Annotated in this window: 15 protein-coding genes; 10 read left to right on the forward strand and 5 right to left on the reverse strand. The window is 65.7% G+C overall.

Annotated features, from left to right (window positions below):
- The first annotated feature begins 29 nt into the window (after positions 1-29).
- From HOP58_RS16750 to zapE, 6 genes are read left to right on the forward strand one after another with little or no spacing between them, the layout of a single operon-like run.
- A complete protein-coding gene (locus HOP58_RS16750; protein ID WP_010626667.1) occupies positions 30-1,103 on the forward strand; it encodes an arginine N-succinyltransferase in 1,074 nt (357 codons plus the stop codon).
- Entirely contained in the window at positions 1,103-2,149 is a 1,047-nt protein-coding gene (gene astA / locus HOP58_RS16755) for an arginine N-succinyltransferase (protein ID WP_010626668.1), read from the forward strand. Before HOP58_RS16750 ends, astA begins: the two co-directional genes overlap by 1 nt.
- Positions 2,146-3,615, forward strand: a complete 1,470-nt coding sequence (gene astD / locus HOP58_RS16760) for a succinylglutamate-semialdehyde dehydrogenase (RefSeq protein ID WP_026037898.1) — start codon at positions 2,146-2,148, stop codon at positions 3,613-3,615. The genes astA and astD overlap by 4 nt, the downstream gene beginning before the upstream one ends.
- Positions 3,612-4,979, forward strand: a complete 1,368-nt coding sequence (astB, locus tag HOP58_RS16765) for an N-succinylarginine dihydrolase (protein ID WP_234260947.1) — start codon at positions 3,612-3,614, stop codon at positions 4,977-4,979. Before astD ends, astB begins: the two co-directional genes overlap by 4 nt.
- A gap of 37 nt (positions 4,980-5,016) precedes the next feature.
- Positions 5,017-5,490, forward strand: coding sequence for a GNAT family N-acetyltransferase (locus HOP58_RS16770; protein ID WP_234260948.1), 474 nt, complete (start codon positions 5,017-5,019; stop codon positions 5,488-5,490).
- A complete protein-coding gene (zapE, locus tag HOP58_RS16775; protein ID WP_234255271.1) occupies positions 5,487-6,632 on the forward strand; it encodes a cell division protein ZapE in 1,146 nt (381 codons plus the stop codon). The genes HOP58_RS16770 and zapE overlap by 4 nt, the downstream gene beginning before the upstream one ends.
- Before the next feature lie 10 nt (positions 6,633-6,642).
- Here zapE and HOP58_RS16780 read toward each other — a convergent pair whose 3' ends face one another.
- The 4 genes from HOP58_RS16780 to HOP58_RS16795 all read right to left on the reverse strand — a co-directional run bounded on the left by HOP58_RS16780 (position 6,643) and on the right by HOP58_RS16795 (position 9,139).
- Positions 6,643-7,239 (reverse strand): putative adenosine monophosphate-protein transferase Fic, encoded by a 597-nt coding sequence (locus tag HOP58_RS16780; protein WP_234260949.1) that lies wholly within the window; start codon positions 7,237-7,239, stop codon positions 6,643-6,645.
- 21 nt (positions 7,240-7,260) lie between these two features.
- Positions 7,261-7,419 carry a YhfG family protein gene (locus tag HOP58_RS16785; RefSeq protein ID WP_010626674.1) on the reverse strand — a complete coding sequence of 53 codons (159 nt, stop codon included), beginning with the start codon at positions 7,417-7,419 and terminating at the stop codon, positions 7,261-7,263.
- Positions 7,420-7,570: 151 nt separating this feature from the next.
- A complete protein-coding gene (locus HOP58_RS16790; protein WP_010626675.1) occupies positions 7,571-8,617 on the reverse strand; it encodes an SPFH domain-containing protein in 1,047 nt (348 codons plus the stop codon).
- A gap of 72 nt (positions 8,618-8,689) precedes the next feature.
- Positions 8,690-9,139, reverse strand: coding sequence for an NfeD family protein (locus tag HOP58_RS16795; RefSeq protein WP_234260950.1), 450 nt, complete (start codon positions 9,137-9,139; stop codon positions 8,690-8,692).
- A 103-nt stretch (positions 9,140-9,242) separates the two neighbouring features.
- Between HOP58_RS16795 and HOP58_RS16800 the strand changes: the two genes are divergently transcribed.
- The 4 genes from HOP58_RS16800 (at position 9,243) to malG (ending at position 13,863) form a co-directional block, all read left to right on the forward strand.
- On the forward strand, positions 9,243-9,866 hold the full coding sequence (locus tag HOP58_RS16800) for a DUF305 domain-containing protein (protein ID WP_234260951.1): 624 nt from the start codon (positions 9,243-9,245) through the stop codon (positions 9,864-9,866).
- 218 nt (positions 9,867-10,084) lie between these two features.
- Positions 10,085-11,272 (forward strand): maltose/maltodextrin ABC transporter substrate-binding protein MalE, encoded by a 1,188-nt coding sequence (gene malE / locus HOP58_RS16805; RefSeq protein WP_234260952.1) that lies wholly within the window; start codon positions 10,085-10,087, stop codon positions 11,270-11,272.
- Between the two features lie 61 nt (positions 11,273-11,333).
- Complete coding sequence (malF, locus tag HOP58_RS16810) at positions 11,334-12,947, forward strand: maltose ABC transporter permease MalF (RefSeq protein WP_234260953.1); 1,614 nt, start codon at positions 11,334-11,336, stop codon at positions 12,945-12,947.
- 25 nt (positions 12,948-12,972) lie between these two features.
- Positions 12,973-13,863 carry a maltose ABC transporter permease MalG gene (malG, locus tag HOP58_RS16815; RefSeq protein WP_010626680.1) on the forward strand — a complete coding sequence of 297 codons (891 nt, stop codon included), beginning with the start codon at positions 12,973-12,975 and terminating at the stop codon, positions 13,861-13,863.
- Positions 13,864-13,955: 92 nt separating this feature from the next.
- On the opposite strand, the gene HOP58_RS16820 is transcribed toward malG, so the two are convergent.
- Complete coding sequence (locus HOP58_RS16820) at positions 13,956-14,792, reverse strand: ankyrin repeat domain-containing protein (RefSeq protein ID WP_234260954.1); 837 nt, start codon at positions 14,790-14,792, stop codon at positions 13,956-13,958.
- Positions 14,793-15,055: the final 263 nt, after the last annotated feature.

A 15,055-nucleotide genomic window follows, 5' to 3' on the forward strand; every position in this document is an offset into this window, starting at 1 on the left:
ACACCGCCAATCGACCAGGAGATCCCGCCATGATGGTCGTACGCCCCGTTCGGCCGGCCGACCTGCCGGCCCTGGAGCGGCTGGCGGGCTTGGCCACGCCGAGCCTGACCAACCTGCCGGCCCACCGCGACCGCCTCGAGGAGCGCATCGCCCGCTCGCGGCAGTCGTTCGGGCGCGAGGTGGACTTTCCCGGCGACGAACACTACACCTTCGTGCTCGAGGATCTCGAACGCGACGAGGTCGTAGGTACCGCCACCCTGCGCGCCGAGGCCGGCGCGCGGGAGGCCTACTACACCTACCGCCAGGAAACCCTGATCCACGCCTCGCAGCAGCTCAACGTGCGCCGCGAGGTGCAGACCCTCTCGCTCTCCCATGAGGTGTCCGAGACCACTCAGCTGTGCGCGCTGTCGCTGGACCCGCGCTATCGCGGCACCAGCGCCGAGAGCCTGCTGCGCCGCTCGCGGCTGATGTTCATCGCCCAGTACCCGGAGCGCTTCGCCGAGGTGTTGGCGATGGCGTTCCCGGGCTATCTCGACGAGCAGGGCGAATCGCCGTTCTGGAACAGCGTGGGGCGCCACTTCTTCGTGCGCGACTATCACGACATCAACTACCTGGCCGGGGTGCGCTCGAAGAGCTTCATCGCCGAGGTGATGCCGCAGTTCCCGCTCTATCTGGCGCTGCTCACTCCCCAGGCGCGGGCCGCCATTGGTCGCGAGCACCCCGCCCACGAGGCGGCCATGGCCGAGATGCTGGCCGAGGGCTTCATGCGCTCGCGTCACGTCGATCTGTTCGACGCGGGGCCGGTGATCAAGGGCGAGCGCAATCGTCTGCATACCTTCCGCCATGCCGCCTGGCACCCGGTACGGGTACGCCCGGCCCACGCCCTGCCGGACGCCGAGCCGGCGATGGTCGCCAACCAGCGCCTGGCCGACTTCCGCTGCGTGGTGGCGCGCTATGCGCTGTCGCCCACCGGCCAGCTGATGCTCTCGCCGGAGCACGCCGAGCTGCTCGGCGTGGAGGAGGGGCGGGCGGTGCTCGCTGCACCGCTGACGCTGCCGTCCAACGGCGAAGAGGAAGCGGGCTTCGACGAGGGGGAGCTGTGATGCGTATTCGACCGATTGCCGAGGGCGACCTGGACGAACTGCAGAAGATCGCCCGTGAGACCGGGGTCGGCTTCACCTCGCTGCCCGACAACCGCGAGTTCCTGGCGGCCAAGATCGCCGCCGCAGTGGCCGCCTTCGAGCAGCGCACCCCGGCCGACCGGCGCAACTATTTCTTCGTGCTGGAAGACGAGGAGAGCGGCGAGCTGGCGGGCTGCTGCGCCATCGAGGGTCAGGTGGGTCGCGAGGTGCCGTTCTATCACTACCGCCTGGGTACGTTGGCCCACTCCTCGGTGCAGCTCGACCTGCACCGTACTATCGACACCCTGTTCCTCAGCTCCGACCACACCGGCGATGCCGAGGTGGCCTCGCTGTTCCTGCGCCCCGGCTTCCGTGGCAAGGAGCGTCAGCATCAGCGCAACGGCGCGCTGCTGTCGATGGTGCGCTGGTTGTTCATGGCCGAGTTCCGCGACCAGTTCCCCGACAAGGTGCTGGCGGAGATGCGTGGGGTGTTCGACGAGCGCGGCAAGAGCCCGTTCTGGGAGTGCCTGGGCAGCCACTTCTTCCCCTTGGACTTCGACGAGGCCGACCGCCTCACCGGGCTGGGGCAGAAGAGCTTCATCGGCGAGCTGATGCCCAAGTTCCCGATCTACACGCCGTTTCTCTCCGACGAGGCGCGGGCCTGCATCGGCCAGGTGCATCACGACACGCGTCCGGCGCTGGCCATGCTCAAGAAGGAAGGCCTGCGTTGGGAGGGCTACATCGACATCTTCGACGGTGGGCCGACGGTGGAAGCCTATATCGACGACGTACGCGCGGTGCGCAAGTCGCGCTGCTGCCGGGTGGAGATCCGCAGCGGCAGCGACACGCCCCCCGCCCGGCCTCGCTGGCTGGCAGCCAGCACGACCATGGCCGACTTCCGCGCCGCCTGGGTGGCCTGTGCTCCCGATGAGGAGGGCACCCTCACCCTGAACGAGGCGGAGGCGCAGCGGCTGGGCGTGTCGGCCGGCGACTCCCTGCGCGTCCTGGATACCGAGGAGACATCATGAACGCAATGCAACAGCTGATGATCGGCGGGCGCTGGCAGCCGGGCGATGCCATTGGCTTCACCAAACGCGATCCGGTCTCCGGCGAGACCCTGTGGCAGGGTGCGGCGGCCAGCGACAGCCAGGTAGCGGCAGCGGTGGAAGCCGCCCGCGGCGCCTTTCCGGGCTGGGCCCGGCTGGGCTTCGCCGAGCGCTTGAGCGTGGTGGAACGCTTTCGCGAGGTGCTCGAGACCCACCGCGAGGATCTGGCTCGGGCCATCGCCGGCGAGACCGGCAAGCCGCTGTGGGAGGCGCGTACCGAAGTGGGCGCCATGATCGGCAAGGTGGCGATCTCCGCGCGCGCCTATCAGGAGCGCACCGGCGAGCGCAGCCGCGACCTCGGCGACACCACCGCCGTGCTGCGCCATCGCCCGCATGGCGTGATGGCCGTGTTCGGCCCCTACAACTTCCCCGGCCACCTGCCCAACGGCCACATGGTGCCGGCGCTTCTGGCCGGCAACACCGTGGTGTTCAAGCCCAGCGAGCAGACCCCGCTGACCGCCGATCTGACCCTGCAGTGCTGGCAGGAGGCGGGCCTGCCCGCCGGGGTCATCAACCTGGTGCAGGGGGCCGCACCGGTGGGGCAGGCGCTCTCCTCGCATCCGGGCATCGACGGCCTGCTGTTCACGGGCAGCGCCCGCGTGGGCGGCCTGCTCAACCGCCATTTCGCCGACCAGATGGAGAAGATCCTGGCGCTGGAGCTCGGCGGTAACAACCCGCTGGTGGTCAAGGATGTCCATGACCAGGACGCCACGGTGCTGACCATCCTGCAGTCGGCGTTCCTCTCCGGTGGCCAGCGCTGCACCTGCGCGCGGCGCCTGATCGTGCCCGAGGGGCAGGTCGGCGATCACCTGCTCGACGCCCTGGTCGACGCCATCGCCCGCCTGCGGGTGGCGGGGCAGTTCGAGGAGCCGGCGCCGTTCTACGGCGGTCTGGTCAGCCAGGAGGCGGCCCAGGGGCTGCTCAAGGCTCAGGACGAGTTGGAAACACTGGGTGGTGTGGTGCTGGCGCGCATGGAGTGCCTGGAGGAGGGTACCAGTCTGCTGTCGCCGGCGCTGATCGACGTCACCGGGCTCGACGTGCCCGACGAGGAACACTTCGGCCCGCTGCTCAAGGTCTACCGCTATCGCGACTGGGACGAAGCCCTGCACCTGGCCAACGATACCCGCTATGGCCTGGCCGCCGGCCTGATTGGCGGTGAGCGCGCCGACTGGGATGACTTCCTGCTGCGCATCCGCGCCGGCATCGTCAACTGGAACCGCCAGACCACCGGCGCCTCCGGCGACGCGCCCTTCGGCGGCGTGGGCATCAGCGGCAACCATCGCCCCAGTGCCTATTACGCCGCCGACTACTGCGCCTACCCGGTGGCCTCCATGGAAGCCGAGACCCTGACCCTGCCCGACAACCTGCCGCCCGGAGTGGTGTTATGAGCCAAACGACGAATACCGACTACCGGGAGGTCAACTTCGACGGCCTGGTGGGCCCGACCCATAACTACTCGGGGCTGGCCCACGGCAACGTGGCCTCGATGCGCCACGGCGGGCTGGTCTCCAACCCCCGCGAGGCGGCGCTGCAGGGCCTGGCCAAGATGAAGGCGCTGATGGACGCCGGCTACGCCCAGGGCGTGCTGCCGCCCCAGCAGCGCCCCGACCTCGGCGCGCTGCGCTCGCTAGGCTTTTCTGGCAGCAATCGCGAGGTGCTGGCGCGGGCGGCCAAGGAGGCGCCCCAGGTGCTGCGCGCGGTGTGCTCGGCCTCGAGCATGTGGACGGCCAACGCCGCCACGGTGACCCCGAGCCGCGACGCCGCGGACGGCCGCGTGCACTTCACCCCTGCCAATCTGCAGTCGAGCTTCCATCGCTATCTGGAGCCGGAGACCACCGGCCGCGTGCTGGCGGCGATCTTCCGCCATGAGGCGCACTTCGCCCATCACCCGGCGCTGCCGGCCACACCGGCCTTCTCCGACGAGGGCGCGGCCAACCATACCCGCCTGTGCGGCGAACACGGCGAGGCCGGCGTTCACCTCTACGTCTACGGCCGCCAATCCTTCGGTGGCGGGTCTGGTGAAAGTCGCGAGCCCAAGCGCTTCCCCGCGCGCCAAACATTGGAAGCGAGCCAGGCGGTGGCGCGTCAGCATGGTCTCGCCGCGGCGCAGACGGTATTCGCCCAGCAGCACCCCGAGGCCATCGATGCCGGCGTGTTCCACAACGACGTGATCGCGGTGGGCAACGGGCCGGTGCTGCTCTACCACGAGATGGCCTTCCTCGACGAGCAGGCCACGCTCGATGAGCTACGCGCCAAGATGACCACGCCCCTGATCCCGGTGCGCGTGCCCAGCGAGGCGGTGAGCATGGAGGACGCCGTGGCCTCCTACCTGTTCAATTCGCAGCTGCTGAGCAACCCCGACGGCAGCATGACCCTGGTGGTGCCCGGCGAGTGCCAGGAGCGCGAGGCGGTGTGGCGCACCATCCAGGACCTGCTGCTGGCCGGCCACAATCCCATCGGTGAAGTGATCGTTAAGGACGTCAAGCAGAGCATGCGCAACGGCGGCGGTCCCGCCTGCCTGCGCTTGCGGGTGGTGCTCTCCGCCGAGGAGCGCGCCGCGCTGACCGGCCGCGTGCTGCTCAGCGATGATCTCTATGGCGAACTCACCGCCTGGGTCGGGCGTCACTACCGCGACCGCCTGGCCCCGGACGACCTGGCCGACCCGCAGCTGGCCGACGAGACCCTCACTGCACTGGACGAGCTGACCCGCATCCTGCAAATTGGATCGGTCTATCCCTTCCAACTGGGTTAGCCAGACCTGTGCTTTTGCAATGGATAAGGAAATCGGCATGCGCGACATCACCCTCGTCCGTTTGATCCCCGAGTCGGACCACGTTGATACGGTGGCAAGCTGGACCTTCGCCGAATGGGGCCACTTGCATCCGGGTAGCACCGCCGACTCCTACCGCGAGGCCTTTCGTCGCGAGTGCGGGGAAGGCGGCGTGCCCTCGGTGTTCGTGGCCATGCACGGCAATCGGCCGGTGGGCACGGCGGCGCTGTTGGCCGAGGACATGGACAGCCGGCCCGAACTCACCCCCTGGCTGGCCTCGGTGTTCGTGCTGCCGGAGTGGCGCGGGCAGGGCATCGCCGCCCGGTTGATTCGCCGCGTCGAGGAGGAGGCTGTGGACAGCGGTTTCAGCCAGTTCTACCTCTACACCCCCGACCAGCAGGGGCTCTATCGCCGCCTCGGCTGGCAGGACCTCGAGGAACTGAACTACCGGGGCGAAGCGGTCACCATCATGTGGCGCCAGTTGGAGGCATGACCGCCGCCTCGCCGCTGACGCTCTATCGCGAGGCGGTAGAACGCCAAGGTTTTGCGCCGGACGCGGCCCAGCAGAGCGCTGCGGCACGGCTCGATGCCTGTTTCCAGACGCTGCATGATGAGGGTGCCGCGGAGCAGCGCAGGGCCGTGGCCGGCGTCTACCTGTGGGGACCGGTGGGGCGCGGCAAGACCTGGCTGATGGACGGTTTCCACCGCCACCTGCGGGTGCCTTCCCGGCGCCTGCACTTCCATCACTTCATGCGCTGGGTGCACCAGCGCCAGTTCCAGCTCAGCGGTACCGCCGATCCTCTCTCCGCGCTGGCGCGGGAGCTGGCGGCCGAGGTGCGCGTGCTCTGCCTCGATGAGCTATTCGTCAGCGACATCGCCGATGCCATGCTGCTCGGACGCCTGTTGCAGGCGATCTTCGAGCATGGCGTGGTGCTGGTGTGCACCTCCAACCAGGCGCCGAGCCAGCTCTATGCCGACGGCTTCAACCGCGAGCGCTTCCTGCCGGCCATTGCCGCCATCGAGCGTTACCTGGAGGTGGTGGAGCTGGACGGCGGCTTCGATCATCGCCTGCGCCCCGGTCGGGCATGCCAGCGCTATTGGGTGGCCGAGCCCGGCCGGCCGAGCGCCCTCACCAGCGTTTTCGCGCGCCTGAGCGAAGGGCTGCCGACGAGCCGTGAGCCCATCGAGCTGGGCCACCGCCGCATCGCAGTGGAGCGGCGCAGTCGGCGAGTGGTGTGGTGTCGCTATGCCGAGCTGTGCGAGCAGCCGCTGGCCGCGCTCGACTTTATCGCCCTGGCCGACGAGTTCGACCATGTGCTGCTCAGCGAAGTGCCGCGGCTGAGCGATGTCGCCGCCGCGAGGCGTATCGCCCGTGGCACCGAGGACGGCGCCGAGCGTGTCGAAGCCGGAGAGCGGGAGCTGCCTCCGCTGTCCCGGCGCGACGATGGCGTGCGACGCTTCATCGCCCTGGTCGACGAGTGCTACGACCGCCGCGTGCCGCTCCACATCGAAGCCGAAGTCGCCATGGACGAACTCTACACCGATGGCTACCTGGCCTTCGCCTTCCGGCGCACCCTCAGCCGGCTGCAGGAAATGCAGCTGGCGAGGTTTGGTGGGCTACCTGCAAGCGACTGAGCTGGCTTCGTCATTCGGTAAGCGGCGCGCCGATACACTGCCTGAAAACCGCGACCATGGGGTCGTAATCGCAGTGGTAAGCCGCGATGTTGGCTCGAATCCACTCGTCCCGATCCAGCCCGGCCCAGGAAATCTCGTAGCCGCAATTGATGATCAGATGCTCGAAGAGAATGCGCTGCGCCCTGCCGTTGCCATCCCGAAAGGGGTGCAGGACATTGAGATCGCCGTAGAACTCGGCGGTGGCAACTATCAATTCGTCACGTTCCAGGCCTGTGTACCAGGCGGCTCGTACCAACTGGTCGAACAGTTTTTTGGCTTCCGGCTCAATGCGGTCGCAATGACAAAAGCGCGTATCGCCTTTGGAAATGTCGATGGTACGAATCTCGCCGGCCCAAAGATAAAGGTCACGGAAGAGCTGCCTGTGCAGCGTCTTGAGATAGTCGAAATCGTAGGGCGGGGGAGTGAAAGGAATCCCGTCGGCTGCAATGATCGTCAGCTCGCGTTCGGCTTCCTGCAGGATTGCATCGTCACGAATCTCGAGGAGGTTCGTGAAAACGTTGGTACCGTCGTAACAGTAGGGATCCTGGCCGACGCCGTACTTGTCCATGACAGCGGCTGATGGCCACGCTCAACGCTGGCGATATTTTTCCAGCGTGGCGGACTTGCTGGGCGGTGCATACGGCGCATCGGGAGCGCTGAACCCTTCCAGGCGCAGGCTAGCCGCATAGTTATGCTGCTTGACCTTGGCAAAATAGTCCTGCTTGGTCTTGAGGGATACCTTGGTCATGTGGGTTACCTCGAATTTGCCGATGCCCGTATTTTAACGCATATCGGCCCACGATGCTCCTGCCTGATCGCCAGTCGCTGTCGGGGACCCGTTGCTGTTGCGGAAAGGTGCCTGAGCATCGGCCTGACAGCCGATGCCCAGGCTTCAATCATTAACTGCTGGCCGCTCCGCCGACGATGCCGCTGCGAAAGCCGCTCTGGCGCTCGCCGCTGCGCAGGTGCTGCGCCACGGTGTCTTCCGGTGAGCCGGCCATTTCGCGGAACATGCCCATGGAGCCGAGCAGGGCGGAGGATTCGTAGGGCACGAACACCCGCTCGCCCTCCTGGGCCATGGTCGGCAGCGCCTTGATGTAGCTCTGGCCGAGCAGATAACCCACCACGGTGCGCTTGTGCTCGTCGCTGTCGCCGATGGCGCTCAGCACCAGCTTGATCGACTCCTGCTCGCCCTGGGCGCGCAGAATGGCCGACTCCTTGTCGCCTTGGGCATTGAGGATTGCCGATTCGCGCTGACCCTGGGCCTTGGCGATGGCGGCGGCCTTCTCGCCCTCGGCTTCGGTCACGGTGGCGCGGCGCTTGCGTTCGGCGGCCATCTGCAGGCGCATGGCGGTTTCGACCTCTTCGGGCATGGCGATGTCCTGCACCTCGACCCGTGAGATCTTCACCCCCCACTTTGAAGCGGGCTCCTCCATGGCGGCCTGGATTTCGTTGTTGACCTCGGCGCGGGACTCGAACAGTTTATCGAGCTCCATCTTGCCCACCACCGAGCGCAGGGTGGTCTTGGCCAGCACTTCCACCGCCTGGCTCATGTTCTCTATTTCATAGACGGCACGGCGCGGATCGATGATCTGATAATAGAGCGCCCCATTGATGCGCACGGTGACGTTATCGGTGGTCACCACCGGCTGGCCGGGGAAATCCATCACCGTTTCCCGGCGGTCGATCCTCGCCTCGTTGGTCGTGATGGGGAAGTACTCCTCGCCGCGCTTCTGGTAGCGGATCATGGTGATGGCGCGGGGCTGCTCGATGAACGGAATGATGATGTTGATGCCGCTCTCTAGCAGGCGGTTGAACGAGCCCAGGCGCTCGATCACCATCACTTCCGACTGGCGTACGATCACCAGCCCCTTGGCGATGATCAGGATGCCGATGACGACGACGATGAGGGCGATCAGCAGCCCCGGGTTGATGGGAAGATCCATATTCACTTTCACTCCTTGCAGTTGCGTAGGGACGGGGCCGGAAGGGGCTCCGCAAAGATCATGCGAGTGGCGCTATGTTTGAACGTGGCTGACGACGGCGGTGGTGCCGTCGAAGTGCTGGAAGATCACCAGCGAGCCCTCGGGCAGCTCGGTCTCACCGGTCTCGGCGACCCGCAGGCGATAGAAATCACCGTTGATCTTGACCCCGCTGGCGCCGTCGAAGTCGCGTTTCAGGGTGGTATAGGTGTGGCCTTTCTCCACCCCCGTGCCGGTGGTGCCGTAGGCCACCCCTCTGGGCGAGAACCACGGGCGGATAACCTTGACGGCGAGCGGGATGAGAATGCCCGAGAACACGCCCATGGCGAGCAGCTGCCAGGGCAGTGTAAGGCCCAGCGTGGCCAGCGCCGAGGTCAGCGCGGCAGCCACGCCCAGCGACAGCAGCACCAGGCCGCCGGAGGAGAGTTCGGCCAAGCCCAGCAGCAGGGCGATGGCCAGCCAGATCAAGGCAGGATTCCAGTCCATGGTAGTCTCGGTAATGAATTGTTTCCTGATGCGCCGCTGCAACGCACTGCACGGCGCTTGGTTCTATCGTACTCGTACGACCCACATGGTAAAGGAGAGCAGCATGTTGCACATCCTCACAGTACGTACCTGGTCGGCACTGGCCGTCGTTCTGGCCGGCAGTGCCCTGCTGGCCGCCCCGGCCTTGGCGGCGGAAGAGGAGGCCCAGGCCCAGCAGCAGATCGACCAGGCCGAGCCGCAGCAGGACGCTGAGATCGACGACGAGAATGAAGCAGCCAATGGCGACGATGACGATGTCGATGACGACGAGGCCAACGGCGACGAGGTCAATGGCGATGAGATCAATGGCGATGAGATCAATGGCGATGAGATCAATGGCGATGAGATCAATGGCGACGAGGACGAAGCACAGGACGAGGAGGACCACCACGACCACGTTCATGAGCCCGACGAGCATACAGACAATGAGGCCGTGCAGGCATACCGTGAGATCAATCGGCGCATGCACGAGGACATGTCGATCGAGTTCACCGGCAACCCCGACGCCGATTTCGCCCGCGGCATGATCCCCCATCACCAGGGGGCCATCGACATGGCCAACGTCGTGCTGATGCACGGCGAGGACGAGGCGATTCGCGATCTCGCACGTGAGGTCATCGAGGCCCAGGAGGAGGAGATCGCCTTCCTGCGCGACTGGCTGGCCCAGCACGGTTTCGATGCCGAATAGGCAGCCATCGAGTGACTCCCCGCGGGCGGCATCTCCAGGCCGCCCGCGCTGATCTTCGCAATACTCCCGCCACGCCGATCGCTACGCCCCACCCATACGCCACCGCTACGCCCCCCCGGGGAGGAGGACGACTGCGCCGCGATTGGCGAGGCTGGATGCTCGCTATCGCCGTGCCGCAACGGCTCCGGCGCCGATAACAACAACCTGGAGGTTCTCCCATGCCTTGGACACGCCACGGTGTGAGCTTTACTTTGCTGGCTGCACTCGGTAGCGGCCTGGCTTTCTCCGCCCACGCCTTCGACGGCGACCGCCTGACAATCTGGATGGGTGACAACAAGGGCTACGACGGCATCCGTGAGGTGGCTCGCCAGTTCGCCGACGACACCGGCATCGAGGTACGGATCGTCAATCCCGACAATCTCACTGATCGCTTCCAGCAGGCCGCCGGCAGCGGCCAGGGGCCGGACATCGTGATCTGGGCTCACGACCGCATCGGCGAATGGGCGCAGAGCGGCTTGCTGGCACCCGTTTCGCCCTCGCGCGACTTCCGCGAGCGCTACTTCGACTTCACCTGGGACGCCACCCTGTGGAACGGCGAGCACTACGGCTATCCGATCTCGGTGGAGGCGCTGGGGCTGATCTACAACAAGGCGTTGATCGAAACGCCGCCGCAGAGCTTCGCCGAGCTGGCCGAGCTCGACGCCGAACTCACCGAGCAGGGCAAGAAGGCGATCCTGTTCGACTACGGCGAGCCCTACTACGGCTGGACGCTGCTGGCGGCCAACGGCGGCTACCCCTTCCGCCAGACCGAGGAGGGTTTCGATGTCGACGACATCGGGGTCAACAACGAGGGCGCCATCCAGGGCGCCGAGCTTCTGGTGGAACTGATCGAGAGCGGCGTGCTGCCGCGAGGTACCGACTACAGCATCATGGACACGCGCTTCAATCGCGGCGAGGTGGCCGCCATGATCAGCGGTCCCTGGGCCTGGAGCAATCTGGAGCAGAGCGGCATTGACTACGGCGTGGCGCTGCTGCCCAGGGTCGGCGAGGAGCGCGCCAGGCCGATGTTCGGCGTGATGGCGGCGATGATCAACACCGCCTCGCCCAACGATTTCCTGGCCGTGGAGTTCCTCGAGAACTACCTGCTCGACGAAGCGGGCATGCGCACTTTCAACAGCGACGGCACCCTGGGGGCGGTGGCGCATATCGCCTACCAGCAGGAGCTGGAGCGCGACCCCAACATCGCCGCCACCCTCGAGAACGCCGAGCTTGGCATGCCGATGCCCAACATTCCCGAGATGGGCGCCTTCTGGGCCGCCATGGAGCCGGCGCTGCAGAACATCGGCAGCGGTCGCCAGTCGCCTCGCGAAGCCCTGGACGCCGCGGCCCGCCGCATGCGCCAGTAACGAACCCGCTCGATGCCTCGGCCGGCGGCAGGCGTCGCCGGCCCGGCCCAGGACGCTACCCATGTACACCACCAATGCTTCCCGGGGGCTGCCGCGCCATCGCTCCCGCTATCCCGCCGAACGCTACACCCGCTGGGCACTGCGCAGCCTGGTGGCAGCGCTGGTCTTGGCCCTGCTGTGGCTGGTGCTGGCCTTCCATCTCAACGGCCAGCCGATCTTTGCCCTGCTGTTCCTGGTGCTCGGCGCCGCGCTGGGGGTGGTCTTCACCCGCCGCACCCTGATGAGCCACCGCTACATCTTTCCCGCCGTGGCTAGCATGGCGCTGTTCGTCATCTTTCCGCTGCTCTATACCGTCGGCATCAGCTTCAGCAACTATAGCTCCAGCAACCTGCTCAGCGAGGAGCGGGTGCGCGCCCAACTGCTGGCGCGTACCTATCAGGAGGAGAGCGCCACTTTCGGCTTTCAGCTCCATTCGAGCGACGAAGGGGTGCGGCTCTATCTGGAGCGGGAAGGGGCTCCAAGTGCAGCCGGTGAGGCGGAGGCCGAGCTCGAGGAGGCACTCGAGGGCGTCTCGCGCTTCGTCACCGGCCCGCTGTCGCTGCAGGACAGCGAACGTCGCCATGTCGCCATTCAGCCCGCCGAGGGAGAGCCGATGGGCGAGCCGCTGGCCATGCGCGAGGTGATCGCCTATCGCGCTGCGCTGCAGAATCTGGTGTTGGCGACACCTGAAGGCCTGGAGCTGCGCATGGCCGGGCTGCGCCACTACGCGCCCATGATCGATCGCTATGAAGCGCGTGACGACGGCAGCCTGTACGACCGCCGCGACGGTCTCCTGTTGAGCGCCGATGGAGAGACGGGCTTCTTCGTCACCGAAGAAGGGGAGCGCATCACCCCGGGCTGGCCGGTGGCGGTGGGCCTGGACAACTACGCGCGGATCTTCCTCGACCCCGATATCCGCGGCCCCTTCATTCAGATATTCGTCTGGACCTTCGCCTTCGCCAGTCTCACCGTCGTCTTCACCCTAATTGTCGGCTTCGTGCTCGCCTCGCTGCTGCAGTGGGACCAGCTACGCGGCAAGGCGCTCTACCGCACCCTGCTGATCCTGCCCTATGCGGTGCCGGCGTTCATCTCGATCCTGATCTTCAAGGGCATGTTCAACCAGCACTTCGGCGAGATAAACCTGATTCTCGACGCCCTGTTCGGCGTACGCCCCGACTGGTTCACCGATCCCTGGCTCGCCCGCAGCATGCTGCTGCTCGTCAACACCTGGCTCGGCTACCCCTACATGCTGCTGCTGTGCATGGGGCTGATCCAGTCGATCCCCAGGGATCTCTACGAGGCCTCGGCAGTGGATGGCGGCGGTCCGCTGACCAACCTGTTCCAGATCACCCTGCCGCTGATCATCAAGCCCCTCACGCCGCTGCTGATCGCCTGCTTCGCCTTCAACTTCAACAACTTCGTGCTGATCGCGCTGCTCACCGGAGGCAACCCCGACATTCTCGGCGCCAGCACGCCGGCGGGCACCACCGACCTGCTGGTGAGCTACACCTACCGCATCGCCTTCCAGGACGCCGGACAGAACTTCGGCCTGGCCGCCGCCATCGCCACGCTGATCTTCCTGCTGGTGGCGGGGCTGGCACTGCTCAACCTGCGCCTGGCCAAGGTCAGGGTCTGATTCGCAAGGTCACAGGAGAATCCTCATGGCCATGGTACAACCGCGTTCCCTGCGCTGGCGCAAGCTGGCGGCCCATCTCGCCCTGATCGGCTTTCTCACGCTGATCCTGTTCCCGCTGCTGCTGGTGATCTCGATCTCGTTCCGCGAGGGCAACTTCGCCACCGGCAGCCTGATTCCCGAGAACTTCTCGCTGGAGCACTGGGCGCTGGCGCTGGGCATCCCCTGGGAGCGTGCCGACGGCACGGTGGTGCAGCCGCCGTTTCCGGTGCTGCTGTGGCTGTGGAACTCGGTCAAGGTGGCGCTGGTGTCGTCGCTGCTGATCGTGCTGCTCTCCACCACCAGCGCCTACGCCTTCGCCCGCATGCGCTTCGCCGGCAAGGGGCCGATCCTCAAGAGCATGCTGATCTTCCAGATGTTCCCGGCGGTGCTCTCTCTGGTGGCGCTCTACGCCCTGTTCGACCGCCTGGGGCAGTTCGTCGGCTGGCTCGGCATCAACACCCACGGGGCGCTGATCGTCGCCTCGCTAGGGGCGGTGGCGCTGCACATCTGGACCATCAAGGGCTACTTCGAATCCATCGACGGCTCGCTGGAGGAGGCTGCCATGGTCGACGGCGCCAGTACCTGGCAGGCGTTTCGCTACATCCTGCTGCCGCTGTCGCTGCCGATCCTGATGGTGGTGTTCATCCTCGCCTTCGTCATGAGCATCATGGAGTACCCCATGGCCTCGGTGCTGCTGGTCGACGAACACAAGCTGACCCTGGCCGTCGGCGCCCAGCAGTACCTGGCCGATCACAACCAGCGCTGGGGCAACTTCGCGGCGGCGGCGGTGCTCTCCGGCCTGCCGATCACCGTGGCATTCCTGATCTGCCAGCGCTGGATCATCGGCGGGCTGACGGCGGGAGGCGTGAAGGGCTAGAGGTCTGCTCAGGATGGTGGCCTGTATCACCGCGAGAGGAGTACGCCCGCACGGCCAGGCCGGCGGGCGTTGCGCTGCTTCGCCGCCGATTCCTAGCGATCATGGCCAAACGGTACGACAGGCGTCAGCCCCTCGGCGCGCATCTGCTCGCGAACCTCGACGGGAGAGGGTGGGGGGAACTCGACGCCGCGCTCGATCATCATGTCGCGTAAGCGAATGAAGCCGTCTCGCATAGGGCCGTGCTCAAGGTTCTGAATTTGTAAGTGAACTCCCCAAGCAGTCGTTACACCGTTGTCGTGTCGAAAATTAGGTGTGGAGCCCTCTTCAATTAAATACACTCCTATCTCGGGCTTTGAGGATAAGGTGCTCTGATCCAAAGCGGTTGTATCTCCTTTTAGGTTGACATCCGCTCCGTGTTCGACGAGAAGTTTGACATGAGCCAATGTTCCAAACCTTACTGCTCGATGCAATATTGGTGTCCCAGACTCGTTTATGTCATTCGGTGAAAGGCCACCGTCAAGCATGGCTTCCAGATAGAGCGTTTCCTCACTCATTAGTGCGGCTCCCAAGGGAGTCCGAGCCAACATTCCATCCATCTCGTCATCGGCCGGATGAACGCCTAGCTCCACCAATGCACGTATCGCTTCGGGCTTTTTCTTCATAACTGCGTACCACATCAGCGTCATCTGGTTGTGGCCTTGTGCACTCAGATCAACACCATCAGCAACTTTATGCAGTGTTGCTACGTCATTTTGCTCGATGGCTCTGGCCAGTTCGAGATGTGGGCCGGTAAAGAACTCCTCGGCAGTATGAGTACGTGACATGGTCAATCCCTGGGTTGGCTGGCAGCCGCTGGCAAGGAAGAACAGTACCAGCAACAGAAGTGATTGATAGCGCGTGTGAAAAGGGCGCTGCGGTTTGGCCTGCATGATGTCTCCCTACGTGCAGTGATGTCCCGTGGCTTCGGCCAGGATACCCTGATCCATCGACTTCTGGGCCTCCAGCCCCTCGATGACTTGCACCATGCTGTGCCGCTCGATCGGATTGATGCCCCGACCGGGAAGCCGATAGGGCGTGCCCACCGCATCCGGCATCAGCGTGGCCAGCAGGGCACTGCCGGCGGCTCCGGCAAGGGCACCGGTGCCACCGCCCAGAGCCGCGCCAACCCCGGCCGTGGCGAGCGTGGAGCTCA

The sequence above is a fragment of the Halomonas sp. MCCC 1A11062 genome, assembly GCF_021404355.1.
Classification (GTDB): domain Bacteria; phylum Pseudomonadota; class Gammaproteobacteria; order Pseudomonadales; family Halomonadaceae; genus Halomonas; species Halomonas aerodenitrificans.